This window comes from Rhizobium sp. EC-SD404, from assembly GCF_902498825.1.
Taxonomy (GTDB): Bacteria; Pseudomonadota; Alphaproteobacteria; order Rhizobiales; family Rhizobiaceae; genus Georhizobium.
In genome coordinates, this window is the sequence record NZ_LR701459.1 from 750,001 (window position 1) to 765,956 (window position 15,956).

General features: G+C 56.7%; 10 protein-coding genes, 1 tRNA gene, 2 rRNA genes and 4 pseudogenes (1 of these 17 running past the window's edge). 13 read left to right on the forward strand and 4 right to left on the reverse strand.

Going from position 1 to position 15,956, the window contains the following annotated elements:
• From GC125_RS04560 to GC125_RS20205, 4 genes are all read left to right on the forward strand, one after another.
• Positions 1-1,322 (forward strand): 23S ribosomal RNA (locus GC125_RS04560) (it extends 1,479 nt beyond the left edge of the window).
• 243 nt (positions 1,323-1,565) lie between these two features.
• Positions 1,566-1,680: ribosomal RNA gene (rrf, locus tag GC125_RS04565) — 5S ribosomal RNA — on the forward strand.
• Positions 1,681-1,895: 215 nt separating this feature from the next.
• A tRNA-Met gene (locus GC125_RS04570) sits at positions 1,896-1,972 on the forward strand.
• Between the two features lie 232 nt (positions 1,973-2,204).
• On the forward strand, positions 2,205-2,489 hold the full coding sequence (locus GC125_RS20205; RefSeq protein WP_286165367.1) for a hypothetical protein: 285 nt from the start codon (positions 2,205-2,207) through the stop codon (positions 2,487-2,489).
• A 48-nt stretch (positions 2,490-2,537) separates the two neighbouring features.
• Here the strand turns inward: GC125_RS20205 and GC125_RS20335 are convergent.
• A pseudogene (locus GC125_RS20335) lies at positions 2,538-3,215 on the reverse strand (recombinase family protein); the annotation flags it as partial.
• Between the two features lie 74 nt (positions 3,216-3,289).
• Between GC125_RS20335 and GC125_RS04580 the strand changes: the two are divergent.
• From GC125_RS04580 to GC125_RS04590, 3 genes and pseudogenes are all read left to right on the forward strand, one after another.
• A pseudogene (locus GC125_RS04580) lies at positions 3,290-3,391 on the forward strand (IS5/IS1182 family transposase); the annotation flags it as partial.
• Between the two features lie 153 nt (positions 3,392-3,544).
• Positions 3,545-4,741, forward strand: a complete 1,197-nt coding sequence (locus GC125_RS04585) for an HlyD family secretion protein (protein WP_151984239.1) — start codon at positions 3,545-3,547, stop codon at positions 4,739-4,741.
• Positions 4,742-4,744: 3 nt separating this feature from the next.
• Entirely contained in the window at positions 4,745-6,697 is a 1,953-nt protein-coding gene (locus GC125_RS04590) for a glycosyltransferase family 2 protein (protein ID WP_199864443.1), read from the forward strand.
• 47 nt (positions 6,698-6,744) lie between these two features.
• On the opposite strand, the gene GC125_RS04595 is transcribed toward GC125_RS04590, so the two are convergent.
• On the reverse strand, positions 6,745-7,971 hold the full coding sequence (locus GC125_RS04595) for a cache domain-containing protein (RefSeq protein WP_151984240.1): 1,227 nt from the start codon (positions 7,969-7,971) through the stop codon (positions 6,745-6,747).
• 165 nt (positions 7,972-8,136) lie between these two features.
• On the opposite strand from GC125_RS04595, the gene GC125_RS04600 reads away from it, so the two are divergent.
• A complete protein-coding gene (locus GC125_RS04600) occupies positions 8,137-8,577 on the forward strand; it encodes a Ros/MucR family transcriptional regulator (RefSeq protein ID WP_151984241.1) in 441 nt (146 codons plus the stop codon).
• A 122-nt stretch (positions 8,578-8,699) separates the two neighbouring features.
• Here the strand turns inward: GC125_RS04600 and GC125_RS04605 are convergent, their stop codons facing one another.
• Positions 8,700-8,882, reverse strand: coding sequence for a hypothetical protein (locus tag GC125_RS04605; protein WP_151984242.1), 183 nt, complete (start codon positions 8,880-8,882; stop codon positions 8,700-8,702).
• A gap of 213 nt (positions 8,883-9,095) precedes the next feature.
• Between GC125_RS04605 and GC125_RS04610 the strand changes: the two genes are divergently transcribed.
• A complete protein-coding gene (locus GC125_RS04610; RefSeq protein WP_151984243.1) occupies positions 9,096-11,291 on the forward strand; it encodes a putative bifunctional diguanylate cyclase/phosphodiesterase in 2,196 nt (731 codons plus the stop codon).
• Positions 11,292-11,426: 135 nt separating this feature from the next.
• Positions 11,427-11,549 (forward strand): annotated as a pseudogene (locus GC125_RS04615) (transposase); the annotation flags it as partial.
• Positions 11,550-11,567: 18 nt separating this feature from the next.
• Here the strand turns inward: GC125_RS04615 and GC125_RS04620 are convergent.
• Positions 11,568-12,757, reverse strand: a protein-coding gene (locus GC125_RS04620) for an IS3 family transposase (RefSeq protein WP_151984244.1) whose coding sequence is annotated in 2 segments (ribosomal slippage) — positions 11,568-12,505 and positions 12,505-12,757 — 1,191 coding nt in all. Because the reading frame shifts where the segments join, the coding sequence is not laid out codon by codon here.
• 140 nt (positions 12,758-12,897) lie between these two features.
• Here GC125_RS04620 and GC125_RS04625 point away from each other — a divergent pair.
• From GC125_RS04625 to GC125_RS04635, 3 genes and pseudogenes are all read left to right on the forward strand, one after another.
• Positions 12,898-13,266, forward strand: coding sequence for a tudor domain-containing protein (locus GC125_RS04625; RefSeq protein WP_151984245.1), 369 nt, complete (start codon positions 12,898-12,900; stop codon positions 13,264-13,266).
• Positions 13,267-13,549: 283 nt separating this feature from the next.
• Positions 13,550-15,196, forward strand: coding sequence for a pilus assembly protein (locus tag GC125_RS04630; RefSeq protein ID WP_151984246.1), 1,647 nt, complete (start codon positions 13,550-13,552; stop codon positions 15,194-15,196).
• 339 nt (positions 15,197-15,535) lie between these two features.
• A pseudogene (locus tag GC125_RS04635) lies at positions 15,536-15,871 on the forward strand (fasciclin domain-containing protein); the annotation flags it as partial.
• Positions 15,872-15,956 lie beyond the last annotated feature (85 nt).

Here is a 15,956-nt window from a genome sequence, read left to right on the forward strand (position 1 = left end):
CCTTATTGGATTGGATGGGCTGCTTAGCGGTTCCAGGAAATAGCTCCATCATTATAGACCGTACCCGAAACCGACACAGGTGGTCAGGTAGAGTATACCAAGGCGCTTGAGAGAACTGCGTTGAAGGAACTCGGCAAATTGCACGCGTAACTTCGGAAGAAGCGTGACCCTTTTTGACGCAAGTCAGATGGGGTGGCACAGACCAGGGGGTAGCGACTGTTTATCAAAAACACAGGGCTCTGCGAAGTCGCAAGACGACGTATAGGGTCTGACGCCTGCCCGGTGCTGGAAGGTTAAGAGGAGGGGTGCAAGCTCTGAATCGAAGCCCCAGTAAACGGCGGCCGTAACTATAACGGTCCTAAGGTAGCGAAATTCCTTGTCGGGTAAGTTCCGACCTGCACGAATGGCGTAACGACTTCCCCGCTGTCTCCAACGCAGACTCAGTGAAATTGAATTCCCCGTGAAGATGCGGGGTTCCTGCGGTCAGACGGAAAGACCCCGTGCACCTTTACTATAGCTTTACACTGGCATTCGTGTCGGCATGTGTAGGATAGGTGGTAGGCTTTGAAGCGTGGGCGCCAGCTCGCGTGGAGCCATCCTTGAAATACCACCCTTATCGTCATGGATGTCTAACCGCGGCCCGTCATCCGGGTCCGGGACAGTGTATGGTGGGTAGTTTGACTGGGGCGGTCGCCTCCTAAAGAGTAACGGAGGCGCGCGATGGTGGGCTCAGAACGGTCGGAAATCGTTCGTCGAGTGCAATGGCATAAGCCCGCCTGACTGCGAGACTGACAAGTCGAGCAGAGACGAAAGTCGGTCATAGTGATCCGGTGGTCCCGCGTGGAAGGGCCATCGCTCAACGGATAAAAGGTACGCCGGGGATAACAGGCTGATGACCCCCAAGAGTCCATATCGACGGGGTTGTTTGGCACCTCGATGTCGGCTCATCGCATCCTGGGGCTGGAGCAGGTCCCAAGGGTTTGGCTGTTCGCCAATTAAAGCGGTACGTGAGCTGGGTTCAGAACGTCGTGAGACAGTTCGGTCCCTATCTGCCGTGGGTGTAGGAATATTGAGAGGATCTGTCCCTAGTACGAGAGGACCGGGATGGACGTATCTCTGGTGGACCTGTTGTCGCGCCAGCGGCATAGCAGGGTAGCTATATACGGAAGGGATAACCGCTGAAGGCATCTAAGCGGGAAACCCACCTCGAAACGAGTGTTCCCTATCAGAGCCGTGGAAGACGACCACGTTGATAGGAGGCGTGTGGACGCGCAGCAATGCGTGAAGCTTAGCCTTACTAATAGCTCGATTGGCTTGATCGTTCTCATTGATCAATGATCATCATGTGCAGCAAAGCTGCACATGAAATTGTTCTGTCCTCACGCTGTCGCGTTCTTCGAACGCTTCGCTCCGGACGGGATGCGCCACAAGGCGCGACGGCCGCTTGGCCTTGCGGAAGCTTCGCTTCCGTCTGGTGCCAAACGGGTGTTCAAAGACGTGTTTTGAAAATTAAGAAGAGCCTCGGCTCGCCAGCTTCTCTGAACAACGCTTTTGCGCTTTGCCGACCTGGTGGTTCTGGCGGGGTGGCTGCACCCGGTCCCATTCCGAACCCGGCCGTGAAACGCCCCAGCGCCGATGGTACTTCGTCTTAAGACGCGGGAGAGTAGGTCGCCGCCAGGTCTGCAAATCGCAAAAGCTTCTTCTCATCACAAATATCGGCAAAAGCCGAAAACAAAGGCCGCAACACGCGGCCTTTTTTGCTTCCTAAAACCGGGAAACACCCCGGTAAACGCAAAAAAACAACCCGGGGTGGAGCAGCCCCCGCCGACCCGAACAAGGCATCCGCCTTCGAGGTACGACAAAAAACCGGCCAAGACCGGAAGGCTCAAAAATAACGCGGGGTGGAGCAGCCCGGTAGCTCGTCAGGCTCATAACCTGAAGGTCGTAGGTTCAAATCCTACCCCCGCAACCACTTTTACCGAACGCCCGATATCATCACTAAGCTCGCTCTCCTTCGACGGAAGAGCAATGAGCTTCAGGATGTCGCCGCTTAAGTCGGCCACGGGTTCTCCTCCTTCCCATCGCACATCGACACGCTCAATCAGGCTCCGCAGGATCTCGATCGCCTGCGGGCGTGCCTCGTCGTCATTGAGCGAGGTCTGCAAGGCGTCAACCTTCTGACGGTAAGCCTCTCCTAGGTTCGGATGAAACAGCGGCCGCGCGGCAGGTGCCGCAACGAGCTTTGCCTTCAGAGCCGCACGTTCTTCTTCCATGGCAACAAGCCGCGCCTTGAGGCCCTCGGTCCGCAGGCCGTCGGCGATTGCGTCGTAGAGCCCTTCGATCTTCTGCTCAATCTTGGTCAGCGCGCGGCGAACCTCGGCATCGATCGCGCCGCGGTCGCCTTCGATGCGGTTCATCTCTTGATGAAATGCACCGACAAACTCAGCCACCAGATCGGGCGCCATCAGTCGATCCTTGAGGCCGCTTAGGATAGCCGCTTCCAGCTTCTCTCGACGGATGCTTTGCTTGACGCTGCAGCCGGCCTCAAGCCGCGCGGAACGACAGGCGAGGTAGTCGCGGCCGACGGATGCCAGCGGACCGCCGCAGGCGTGGCAGAACGCAATGCCGGTCAGCAGATGGCGCGGGCGCCGTTGCTCCCAGAATGCATGTTTGCGGATGTTGACGGATAGCGGCGATTGCCGGACGCCTTCGAGACGGACCTGAACATCATTCCACAGATCCGGACCGACGATGCGCAGCTCGGGGACGTCCTGCCGGATCCACAAGGTCTCCGGGTTTGCCCGAGATACCCGATTGCCTGTTCGTGGGTCGCGGACATAGCGCTGCCGGTTCCAGACGAGAACACCCTGATAGAGGTCGTTGCGCAGGATCCCCGTACGCCGTGTGGCGTGGCCCCGGATGGTCGTGTCACGCCAAGCCTTCCCGTTCGGACCGGGGACGCCTTCCACATTCAAGGCCCGCGCGATCGCCTTTGGAGAATGGCCGCCCGTGAAGTCCCGGAAAATACGGCGCACGATTGCAGCCTCGCCTTCATTGATGGTGCGCAGACCGCGATCAGCTTCTCCGTCGTCCTTCAAAACGCGTTTGACGTCATAGCCATAGGCACGTCCACCACCTGAGCGCCCCTTGCGCACGCGACCTTCCAGGCCGCGATGCGTCTTGAGCGCAAGGTCCTTGAGGAAGAGCGCGTTCATCGTGCCCTTCAGCCCGACATGGATCTCGCTGACTTCCCCCTCGGCGCACGTGACGATCGCGATCCCCTGTCGCCAAGCTCAAGGACTGGCGGCGCATCGCAACCCGCTACGACCGATGTGCCCACACCTTCTTCTCGGCCATCTGCATCGCAGCCGCCGTCATCTTCTGGCTCTGATCAATGAGTCCTGAGCCTAGCTGCTTCTAACGGAAGCTCTTAACTTTGTTTCACCGGTTCGGTTGATGAGTGAGCGGACGAAACTAAGCTTGTTGAAGGCGAATCGCCTTGGAATCGCGAGGTCTTTGTTGCCTAGGGATTGAAAGGTTAAAAATGCGTTATACTAGACTAATCGTTGGCTTCGCTGTGATCTTGGGCGCGCTTTATATCATATTCGCGGAGCAACTGTCAGGAGCAAGCGCCGATGCCGTGGTCAATGCCCAGGTCACAACGGTGCGAGCGCCGATCGCAGGCACGTTGGAACTGCCCCAAAGAGCGCTTGGATCGGCAGTCGACGCTGGGGAAACTTTGGGATCCATCAGTGATCTGCTCGTCGACAATATCCGACTAAACGACCTTGTTCAGGAGCGGGCAGTTGTCGAAGCTCAAATTGCTCGACTAAACGATGCTATCGAGGCGAACAAAGCTTCGATCGAATTGTTGCGCGATCGCGCCGGTATCTATGGTGTCGAACGTGTCCGGCAGCTGGAAGCTCAGTTGCGCGCTGCCAACGCGCTGGTTGCCGTTGCAGAATCGCGTTTAGAAAGTTCCGAAACTGCGCTTGCCCGCTCCACTGAGCTGTCTACGCGTGGTTTGGAGTCGGCCGTCTCGTTCGAACGCGCCCAGTCGCTGGTTGAAACCTCTCGCGCAGAGATCGACAATGCACGTGAACAGGCAACGGCGATCGAAATCGCCCTTCAGTCTGCGCAGCGTGGCACCTTTCTGGGCGACGGCTACAATGATGCTCCTTATTCAGAGCAACGCATTTCGGAATTATCTCTGCGCGTCCAAGAACTCGATGCCGAGCTCGTCGCCCAGGAAAAATTGGGTGCTGCACTCGATCAGCGGATCGAAGCGGAGCGCCGTCGCGTCAATAGGCTGAACTCAAATGCCCTCGCAGCCAACGTCAACGGCCTGCTCTGGGATCGATCAGCCATCGATGGAGAGACGGTGCAACGGGGGGAAAGCGTGCTTCGCCTGGTCGATTGCGATAGTGCTTTCGTAACGCTGAGTGTCACTGAGAATGTTTATAACCGTCTCGCCGTCGGCACCCCGGCGCGGTTTGCGCTCGGCGGATCAAATATTGTGTTGGATGGCACCATCACCCGCCTTGCTGGATCGGGTGCACGAACTGTCTACGACAGTCTCGCAATAGCCCCCAGCGAGCGGCACCTAGAGCGGTTTGACGTCGCGCTCCTCGTTCCAGCTCTCCGATCTGATCCCGACCTACGCTGTTTGATCGGGCGCACGGGCAGGGCATATTTTGAGAGCAGGCCACTCGATTGGATACGTGGCTTCATGGGAGCCTAAGCCATGTTTCCTCCCGTCTACCTGTCGGAGCTGGCATCGAGCGTGGTGCAAATTGGGCTCGTCGCGGGGCTCTTAATGGTGCTGCCGCTTGTGATGAAAAGAGATCGTACGGTCGACCGGGTGATCCTATTCTCCGTCGCGATCGTCTTGTCGCTGCGCTACATTTGGTGGCGATTTTCAGAAACACTTGCACCCGTGGGCTTCAATTGGGACTTTCTGGCGAGCTGGTCCTTTTTTGCCATAGAAGCGGGAGCATTATTGTCGTCGCTTTCCGCCTTCACCATCCTGATGAGGCACAGGAACCGGTCACCTGAAGTCACGGCCGTCGGGGAGTGGTGGCAGCCGGATTGCGTGCCCAAGGTCGCGATGTTGATTGCCACGTACAACGAGGATCGTGAGGTGCTGGAACGAACCATCGTCGGCTGCCTGGGCATCGATCACTCAAGTGTGGAGACGGTGGTGCTCGATGACGGCCGGCGTGACTGGCTCAAGTTGTATTGTGACGACATGGGTGTGAGATACATCCGACGCGACGACAACAAGGGCTCAAAGGCTGGAAACATAAACAACGCCCTTGAGGTACTCGCCAATGATCCGGTTCCTCCCGGATTCATCGCCGTCTTGGATGCCGATTTTGTTCCGCATCGGAATTTCATCTCACGTACGCTGCCCCTGTTCCATGAGCCAGATGTTGGGCTTGTCCAGACGCCTCAACATTTCTTCAACACGGATCCTATCCAGCATAACCTCGGTCTTTCGCGTTCCTATCCGGACGAACAGCGCTTCTTCTTCGACCATCTGGAACCGGCTCGCGATGCATGGGGCATTGCATTCTGCTGTGGCACATCATCTGTGATCCGCTGGACGGCGGTGCGGGATATAGGCGGCTTTCCAACCGACAGCGTCACCGAAGATTTTATGCTGACTTTAGCTTTGCAGGATGCCGGCCACCGGACGGTGTACCTGAATGAGGCATTGACTGAAGGGCTGGCGCCTGAGGGATTGAAAGAATATGTCACCCAGCGCGCGCGATGGTGCCTTGGATTGATGCAGATTGCGCGGAGCAGGCTCCATCCCTTCGCTCGGTCGAACCTGCGGATCCGCGATCGCTGGAGCGTTCTAGATTCCGTGATCTTTTGGCTCACTGCATTCTCGTTCAAGCTCGCCACGATCGTCTATCCCTTGCTCTATTGGTATTTCGGGATCATCGTCGTCGATGCATCGATCGCTGATGTTGTCAGCTACTTCGGCGTTTATTTTTTATGGCTGCTTTTCGTGATGAACTTCATTTCACGCGGTCTCATCGTGCCGATCGTGAACGATGTGAGCCAGCTGCTCGGGGCGATCCCCATTACGCGCTCCGCACTAACCGGGCTGCTCAATCCGCACGGTCACGGATTCAAGGTGACGGCCAAAGGCGGAGACAGAAGCCGTATTGTGATCCAGTGGGCGATCATGCGTCCCTTCCTCATACTTTTCGCGTTAACTTGGATCGGTGTCACAATTGGCATAGTTTTTGATGGTCTTAATTATCGAGATGCGGGCGAAGGTAAGACCGTCATCTTGTTTTGGACGATCTACAATATGTTCGTTCTTGCGGTTACGATCATCGCATGTGTGGAGCTGCCACGCCGCGAACGCCATTTCGGAGACAAACCGGAACGAACGCTGATGCGATCTGAGGGTAAACTTTCACGCGTTTGGTTGACCAGCTTGACCCAGGAGGCCGCTAGGGTTCGTGGCATCTCTCTGACGAAAAGTGACGATGTTCTGATCTCAATCCGGGGCGTGGGCGACGTCACAGGTCGGGTAGAGAGTGTCACCGCTGATGGCGGGATGCTTTCTCTTTCGCCCGATTCACAAGCTCCAGGCGTTGCTAAGGCGGTTCTACGCCGATGGCGACGCGCCCAGCGTGTCATCGACGCGACTGTCCGCAATTATCGGAGATGCTGCTAGGCGCTTTTCCTTCTCGAACCGGCTGTAATCCGCAATGGTATCATGAGTTATGAGCGACCTTGGAGCCGTGCGAGAGCGGCGCTGAGGCGGGCTAGTTCCGCGGTTCGCCTGGACTCATAGGGATAAACATCTTCTCCATCAGCGACGCGGATGGCGTTCTTCGATATTTCGTCGAAGGGACGGATGAATATTTGAACGAAGAGCGCTGTCAGCAAAATGAGGAAAACACCAAACATCCCAGTCGAAAGCAAAACAGCTGTCGAAAATGCTTGGTTAGTAGTTTCGACAGCATCACCGTCGATCCGTGCGATCAGGCGCCACCCAAACGATGGCAGGTCTTCATATGCAACCTGCGGAACGACGTTTGTGAAATAGGTCTGCCCATCCGGCCATCGCTCAAGCCCGCCGCCTGCCATGCCTGCCGACGCCCGGCGAGTGCTCTGGAGGTTCAACGTTGCATAATCGCGGCCGTCGGTGGCGATAACGACGGACCCGTCCTGTGACATCAGGAAGGCATGAATGTCCAACGCGGCTGCCTGCTCGGTGATGAAATCCTGAGCCCAGGCAAAGTTAAGGTGAAAGCCAAGGACGCCGATCGCATCGCCATTTGCGTTTCGAACGGGAGTAGCCAGATCGAGGAATCGAAGCGGCTCGCCATCATTATCTGGCAACAATGATGCGAGCAGCACCGCCTCATGCACGTCGCCGGCAAAAGGGCCCTCCAGTCCGCGTTGAAACCATTCTCGTTGCCCTACATCGACGCCTTCGAGCAGGCCGTTTGACGCGGCGAGCACCGTGCCATCGATTGCAGCATAGCCAGCCCATGAAACTTTCTCACCGTCGCCGACCGCGAATGCGAGTTGAGATGGGAGATCTTCTCCACTGCCAGCGGCTAAAGTTTCGGCCAACTGACGAATGTTCTCCCACTCCTCATGCAAACCGCGAGCAAATGCGAGTTCCAAACCCGCAGCGCGTGTTGCAACCGCAGTTGCCAAGGCGTCTTCGTTAAAGGCTTCAACGCGATCGCGAACGAGCGTGGCGACCGCCAGCGTTGCGACAAACGCTCCGACAAGAACGAATCCGTAAATTGCGCGGGCGAGGGTAAGCGGAGTTCGCCCAGTCGTTTGATGGGGCTTGTTGACCATCTTTGGATTGCTAAATTTAGCCATCAGCCGAAGCTCCAGAATAAATGTTAACAAAGCTTTAGGGTGATGCTGAATGGCACTGGTTTTACAATCGCAGCGTAATGCCGCCGCGCGTCCGCTCTTCAGCACCGCTACATTGATACTAGGCGGTTAATATTTTCGAGCCCCATTCTGAGGGGAGCGTTCTGGCATCGTCATAAGGCGCGTCGTTTGATGGCGGTCGGTAACTTTATTTTGGGTCATGAATGTGAGATGCAACGGCGACGCAGCGGAAATTGGTTACGGAGCCGGGATATGAACGATAAAAGTACATCACGCAGCAGCGGGGTTGTTGTAGAAATAACAACCGATATCGTATCGGCCTATGTGAGTAACAATGTTGTTCCTGCAGCGGAATTGCCTGGTTTGATTGCAGCTGTTCATAGAGTTCTTGCAAACATGAATTCGGGCGGTTTCGAAGAAGATGTCGTCGCAGAAACGCAGCGACCAGCTGTGCCGATCAAGAAATCGGTGCAGGACGATGAAATTACCTGTCTTGAATGTGGTTTGAGCTTCAAGTCACTGAAGCGTCACTTGACGGCGAACCACAAGCTGAGCGCCAACGAATATCGCGAAAAATGGAAGCTAAACGCTGACTACCCAATTGTTGCACCGAAGTACGCAGAAGCGCGATCAAGGCTCGCGAAGTCAATGGGCCTTGGTCAAAAACGAAATCGTCGCACCAAAGCCGTATAGGCGGGTTTTTGAGGGCGTACTATATTTTTCGGACCCTTTAAAGATGCTGTTGTGTCCAGACAAGCTCGGAAACGAACCGTCTCATGCACGCACCGACGCAGGGCTACGATCTTGCGTGGTCCCTATTGCGCTGCCGCGATCTCAGCGTGAACGACAATACCGGGGCGATCTTCTACACCTAAATCGACAAACCCGAACAGGCTGGCTGACAGCAAGGTCAACACCATGATCTTGCTTGAAACGACCAGCAGGAACACAGGTTTCATGCGGCACGCTACGGCCGCTTCTTCTTTTTGGGTGTACATTGCAACTCTCCGGCAGTCCCTTGCATCTGGAACGGCTCGCAATCGCTCAGGTTCCGCAGCATTTTTGTGGGGCAAAGAAGCCTGTGTGCTCGTAGCCCACGATCGACCGCAAGCTAAGCGATCGAGCGTGGCGGCTAATAGTATCAAGAACTTCCAGCAAGCGGTTTTTAACGCCTTTCAGGCATCAATCAGACTGCAGCGGGGATTACAGTGATGCCAATTTCGGCCGACAAGGCGCGGGTAGCTACACGTTTTGTAGCCGTTCTCACGTTACTGAGCGTCAGTATCGTCGCTGGCTTGGTGGCGGGCCTTCTGATCTGGGCTGGCCAAGAAGCGGATGCGGTGTCTGCGGAGCGGCAACTCGCGCTTGCAACACTGACCATCAGCGATCTTCGCGAGAAGATCGCACACAATCAGGAAAGCGTCACTGTTTGGGACGATGCCGTCATTGCCGTTCGAAAATCGCAGAACGATGAATGGATTGATTACAATCTCGGAAGCTGGATGCATACCTACTTCGGCCATGACGGGGCCTACGTTCTCGATCCGACTGACCAGCCGATCTACCAGTTCTCGACGCACTCAAACGCGGAGCCCTATAACGACGTGGAAGGGGTGGCTGCCACCCTTGCAGCAGTTTTGCGTCAGCAAATGCGCGAGGGCGACGACAGCGATCTGACCGATCGTATTTTGAGCCAAGGCCAGGCTGACGTCGGTATCGTCGCCGGTCGTCCCGCCATTGTCAGTGTCAAACCAATCGTTTCCGACACGGGCGAGATCGAGCAGGAGCCCGGTAGAGAGTTTCTCCATGTAGCCGTGAGGTTTCTCGACACCGATTTTGTGGCATCGCTTTCTGAGGACTATCTCTTTGAAGACATGCACTTCAGTTGGACGAAGGCTTCCGGTGATACCAAAGCGAGCTTACCGCTCCTGGCGGCCTCCGGCGATCCGATCGGTTATCTTGTATGGGTACCGTATCAGCCTGGTACGCATGTGGTTCATCGTATCGCACCAATAGCGGTAGGGACGTTGTGTCTGCTCCTGGTCTTGGTTGCGGGTCTGCTCGCGCTCTTGGCTCGAAGGTCCCAAAAGCTGGCTGAGCGGGATGCGAAGATGAACCATCTCGCTCTTCACGACCCGCTCACCGACCTGCCCAACCGCGTTCTATTTCATAACCGCTTGGATATCGCTTTGTCTGATCGGGCAGAGGGAGCGTTCGTTGCAGTGCTTTATCTTGATCTAGACCACTTCAAACAAGTGAACGATACGTTGGGCCACCCCGCTGGCGATGCGGTCATTATCGAGTTCGCCAACCGGCTACGGACGCTTTTGCGATCGACCGACACCGTGGCGCGCATCGGTGGAGATGAGTTTACGATCGCTCTTCCAGGCTTGAGAAATGTCGGGGACGCGGAGCTGCTCTGCGATCGCATAATCGATACCGTTCGCAAGCCATTCGACATCGATGGTCATCAAGTATTTATCGGAGTGACTATTGGACTCGCTGTGTCGCCAAGTGACGGCGGTACCGGAACCGAGCTTTGTCGAAAGGCAGATATCGCACTCTACCATGCAAAGAGTTCGGGCCGCAGTCGCTATGCAATGTTCAGAACGGAAATGGACCGCATGCTGCAAACGCGCCGGGACATCGAACGGGATCTGCGCGTTGCACTGACCAAGCGTGACCAGCTCCAAGTCCATTACCAACCGCTGTTGAATGCACATACCGATGAAATCACGGGCGTCGAGGCTCTATTGCGATGGCACCATCCTACGAAAGGGTGGCTTTCGCCTGAGGTAATCATCCCGATTGCAGAAGAAACGGGATTAATCGAGGCAGTGGGCGAATATGTGCTGCGTGAGGCATGCGGCGCGGCCCTTCTGTGGCCTGCATTGTCAGTAGCTATCAATGTTTCGGCTATCGAGCTGCGCAATCCCGCGTTCTCCTCGAAGGTTGCCGCCTTGTTGCTGGAATTCGGCATTGAACCGCATAGGATCGAGCTTGAGTTAACAGAGTCCGCTCTAACCGATCCGAACGGCATTTGTGATCACAACGTGAAATCGCTGCGGCTCTTGGGCGTACGGATCGCTCTGGATGATTTCGGAACTGGATTTTCATCACTCGGCCGCCTTCAGAAACTGGCGGTTGATCGGATCAAGATCGACCGCAGCTTTGTAAGCGGGTTTGGTAGAGCGAATGGCGACGAGGCCATCGTTCAAGCGATCGTGGAATTGGCAAAAGCTCGGGGTCTTATGACGACAGCCGAGGGCGTCGAGACAGCTGAACAGCAATCACATTTAAAGCAGATGGGCTGCGACGACTTGCAAGGATTCCTGTTTTCGCGGCCGGTGACGGCACACGAAATCAGCCTCATCCTCACCGGCAGAAGCACGGCCAAGAGCGCCTGACTACTCCAGCCCAACAGGCCAATTTCTCACTCAACTACGGTTGAGACGATATTGGCTAATTTAGCGATTCTGACCTGCCACTGAGTTTTTCCTCCACTTGGAGTTAGAGTCCGGCCTCGATTGAAGGACGGACAGATGAAGCGGAAGCGGTTTACGGAAGAGCAGATCATCGGGGTTCTGCGCGAGCACGAAGCGGGTGCGAAGGCGGCTGATCTGGCCCGCAAGCACGGGGTGAGCGAGGCGACACTGTATAACTGGTGACCTGCCACTAAACCTTCATCCAGCGGCAATTAGAGCCTCGGCTGTTTGTGTTACGCCGTAGGGCGTGGGTTGAGCAACCGGCGGAGACGTGAAGCCCTTATCGTGCGCAGCGTCGGAGGCGGTTGCGGCGAGGGTTCCGGCGAAGGCCGCCGGGGTCTGGTAGCCGAGCGAGGAATGCGGCCTCGCGGTGTTGAAATCTTCCCTCCATTCGGCGATGGCGCTGCGCGCATGGTCGATGCCGAAGAACAGGCTTTCGTTTAGCAGCTCGTCACGCATGCGGCCGTTGAAGGATTCGACGTAGCCGTTTTGCATCGGCTTGCCCGGCGCGATGTAGTGCCAGTCGACGCGATGATCCTTCGACCAGGCGAGGATGGCGTTCGAGGTGAACTCCGTCCCGTGGTCGGAAACGATCATGTCTGGCTTGCCGCGACGCCTGATCAGATCAATCAGCTCACGAGCAACGCGGCGACCGGAGATCGATGTGTCCGGGATCGCGGCCAGGCATTCGCGCGTCACGTCATCGACAATATTGAGCACGCGGAAACGCCGACCGCAGGCGAACTGGTCGTGCACGAAGTCCAGTGACCAGCGTGCGTTCGGTCTCGCCTCGACAAGGATCGGCGCTCGTGTGCCCACCGCTCGTCGTCGCGCCCGGCGCTTGCGAACCGTCAGCCCTTCTTCCCGGTAGAGCCGGTATATGCGGTTGATGCCGGATGGCTCGCCTTCTCTCCGCAGCAGAATGAACAGGCGTCGATAGCCGAAACGCCGGCGCTCGTTGGCAAGATCGCGCAGCCGGCCGCGCAGTACGGTCTCCGGCGAACGGCACGACTGGTAGCGGATCATCTTGCGATCAGCACCGACAAAGGAACAGGCCCGACGCTCCGACAGGCCCATGGCGGCCTGCAGATGCGCGACGGCTTCGCGCTTGGCGGCGGGCCCTACCATTTTTTTGACAGAAGCTCGCGAAGGGCTGAGGCTTCCAGCATCTGGTCGGCGAGCAGCTTCTTCAGCTTCGCGTTCTCGTCCTCAAGAGCCTTCAGGCGCTTGGCGTCGGACACGTCCATGCCGCCATACTTCGCCTTCCAGTTATACAGTGTCGCCTCGCTCACCCCGTGCTTGCGGGCCAGATCAGCCGCCTTCGCACCCGCTTCGTGCTCGCGCAGAACCCCGATGATCTGCTCTTCCGTAAACCGCTTCCGCTTCATCTGTCCGTCCTTCAATCGAGGCCGGACTCTAACTCCAAGTGGAGGAAAAACTCAGTGGCAGGTCAATTCCCGATAGCTGTTGACCGTTCTGTTCAACTGTTGGGCAGGCAAGAGAGGCTCAACTCTCGGGGAAGACATCGATGCAAACTAAATTATGGGTCGCAGCCGCAATAGTCGCTATCTGTGCGACTTCTGCCGGTGCGCAAACTGCTGGGGATTGGATTTTGAGCAATTACCAGGGCGCCGGCTATTGGTTCCCTGGTGTCGTCGAGAGCGTCGGAAACGGCCAGGTCACGGTTCAGTATGACGATGGCGATCGAGAAACTGTCGCTCTCAACGCTGTTCGTCCTTATGATTGGATGATCGGAATGAGGGTCGAATGTAACTTTCAGGGTCAAGGGGAATGGTATCCAGGAACCATCTCCTCATTGGGTGGTGAAACGATCGGCATCGCGTATGACGATGGCGACACCGAGACGACAAGAAAAGGTCGTTGTCGTAGTCGGTAATCATGACGTTTCCGCTGTTCATCGCGCAGCGGCGTCTGCCAATCGTCCTTTGAGCCTTTGACCGTCGGGCCTGAACGAAGCTCACAGGTTCAGCCAGTGCGTTACCAAGCCTGCGATGTCCATCTGAAAAATTCACGCTGAAGCTGCGGCCGCAACAAGCAATGTCTAATGCGCTCACGAAAACTTTACCACATGTAACTTCAGCAGATAACAGCTCCTGAAGTTAAGCGATTGCACAGAATTTAAGCGCCAGAGTGCTGTTCTTATTCATGGGGGAACAGCAATGCTCAAGCAATTCCTGAACGATCAAAGCGGCAACTTTGCGATCTTTGCAGCATTTGCATTGCCAGTCACGCTCGCTGCCGCCGGTCTCGGCGTGGATGTTGTTCATCTGCGAACGGTGGTGTCAGAAGTCCAGCAGATCACGGATGCCGCGGTGTTAGCCGCGACACGCAAGGCCATGACCGATCGCGAGCGGCGAGAGGTTTTTGAAGATCACTTGCGGTCGCATGTGGCGAGTAGTGGCTATAAAGTGCTGAACGCCGAGTTGCGGACGGTGGAGGGCACCAACCACATCGAGGTGACGGGTGACGTCTGGCTCGATGTCGATACCTTCTTTCTGCACAACGCCAGGAAAGAGCCTGCACGCGTCGTCGCCGCGGCCTACCAGTCCACGAAGTCGGTCGAGATCGGGCTTGTCCTCGACAACACCGGGTCGATGGGACAGGAGGGCATCGACACGCTGAAGAGCGCAGCACTCGGGCTGCTGGATGTCGTGCAGAACGGAGCTTCCGCCGGCAAGGATATCGAGGTTGCCGTTGTCCCCTTCGTCACCGCCGTCAACATCAAGGGCGAGGGATTTGATCCCGCATGGATCGATGATGAAGGCGAAGCGCTCTACAATGGCTGGACGTTCCTCGACAACAACGAGCGCGAGCGCCGCGGTGAAGGACTTCCGACGCAATGGGACGAGGACGGCCGTGCCTGCAACAACCAGGGTCAGAGCGCGCAGGCACAGGCGCTTCGCGACGCGTGCAGTGGCTTGGCCGAAATTGAGTACCCTCACCAGAGCGTCCTGTTCAGTGCATCGGGAACGGAATGGAAAGGGTGCGTGGAAGCACGTCCCTATCCGCTCAATCTCGGGCTGGAGCCGCCGCGTGGCAGTGATCCTGACACGCTCTTCGTTCCTTACTTCGCACCCGACGAACCGGGTACGGCGACTCTGGGCGGGGGTAATAATTCCGGTGCGTTTAACAACTCTTGGCTGAACGATCTCGTCAGCGGCAGCCAGGCCGAGGTCCAGCGGTCGGTGTTGAAATACATCGACCCGGAGGTGCGGCGGGTTGAAGAAGCTAAGTCCCTTTCCCAAGGCCCGAACCGCGCTTGTCCAACCCCGATTGTGCCGCTCACGCAGGATCTGAGTAAGGCCCGTACCGGCATCAACGCCATGAAGTACTGGAATGGTTCCGGCACCAACATTGCTGAAGGTCTGGCTTGGGGCTGGCGCGTCATGACGCCGGAGGCGCCCTACACGGAAGCAGGCCCCGTTGATCCGACCACGACCTCCAAGTTCATCGTGTTGATGACGGATGGCCGCAATGTGTCCTTTGGCTCCAGCAACACGATGAACAAGTCCGACTACGGCTCCTACGGCTTCCTCTCAGACGGCCGGATCGCCGGCGCCAGCAGTCAGTCGAGTGCCGAGAAGCAGTTGAACGAATGGACACTGAAACTCTGCCAGGACATCAAGGCGCAGCACATCGAGATATTCACTGTGCTCTACAAGGAGACGGACAGCGGCGTTCAAAAGATGCTGCGCCAGTGCGCGAGCCAGCCGGCTAACTTTTACATGGCCGCCAACACTGAAGGGCTGAAAAGCGCGTTCTCCAACATCGGTCGCCAGATGTCACCGTTGCGGCTCATCAGGTAAAGCGGAGAGCAGGGTGGTGGGTAGTTGTACTGGCCTCTACGTGCCTTAGACGTCGAAACCGTTATCGAGGCTGGGAGGGCCGCCTCAGCCCGGCAAGAGTCTGGGTTGTAGGCTTCAAGATCCGGGGACCACATTTCAGGATGCTAGGATCAAAGTCGCGATTAAGAAAATTCGCTGGGTCACCAACCATCCGGCTGCTGCCTGGAACAATCCCCGATACCTAGTCTGCAAGGCGGTGTTGTCCCGTGTATGATAACCTGTTTCTGTGGGAATTACGCGTGAATTTCGATTAAGCCGTGCATCACCTTCTCGTTGCTGAACAGGCAAACGTCCGTTTGCCTCGTAGAGACGCTGAAGGGCGATGGCCCATTCACCGTGTTCGCTCCGACCGACGAAGCATTTGCTGCTTTGCCAGATGGCACGGTCGAAGATTTGCTTCTTGAAGAGAACCGCGATCAGCTGGTGTCCATTCTCACCTATCACGTCGTACCGGGGGCCGTTGCATCGTCTGATCTTACCGAAGGTTTGACCGCAGCCACAGTCGAAGGCAGTGAAGTGACGTTCACGCTCGAAGGCGGACCGAAGGTCAACGAAGCGAACATCACCCAGGCTGATATCACGGCAGACAATGGTGTGATCCACGTCATCGACGCCGTCATCATGCCTGGCATGTAATCATTTGCCCCCAGACAGATATGCGACCGAATCCGATTGTGGTTGGGTCCGGTAGCTTCTTTGAAATGTTGGTTTCGGAGTAACA

Bases quoted from the DNA above. Each gene is read 5' to 3' on its own strand.
- GC125_RS20205 (WP_286165367.1), top strand. From the start codon at position 2,205: ATGAAACAGCGGCCGCGCGGCAGGTGCCGCAACGAGCTTTGCCTTCAG.
- GC125_RS04585 (WP_151984239.1), top strand. From the start codon at position 3,545: ATGCGTTATACTAGACTAATCGTTGGCTTCGCTGTGATCTTGGGCGCG.
- GC125_RS04590 (WP_199864443.1), top strand. From the start codon at position 4,745: ATGTTTCCTCCCGTCTACCTGTCGGAGCTGGCATCGAGCGTGGTGCAA.
- GC125_RS04600 (WP_151984241.1), top strand. From the start codon at position 8,137: ATGAACGATAAAAGTACATCACGCAGCAGCGGGGTTGTTGTAGAAATA.
- GC125_RS04605 (WP_151984242.1), bottom strand. From the start codon at position 8,882: ATGTACACCCAAAAAGAAGAAGCGGCCGTAGCGTGCCGCATGAAACCT.
- GC125_RS04610 (WP_151984243.1), top strand. From the start codon at position 9,096: ATGCCAATTTCGGCCGACAAGGCGCGGGTAGCTACACGTTTTGTAGCC.
- GC125_RS04625 (WP_151984245.1), top strand. From the start codon at position 12,898: ATGCAAACTAAATTATGGGTCGCAGCCGCAATAGTCGCTATCTGTGCG.
- GC125_RS04630 (WP_151984246.1), top strand. From the start codon at position 13,550: ATGCTCAAGCAATTCCTGAACGATCAAAGCGGCAACTTTGCGATCTTT.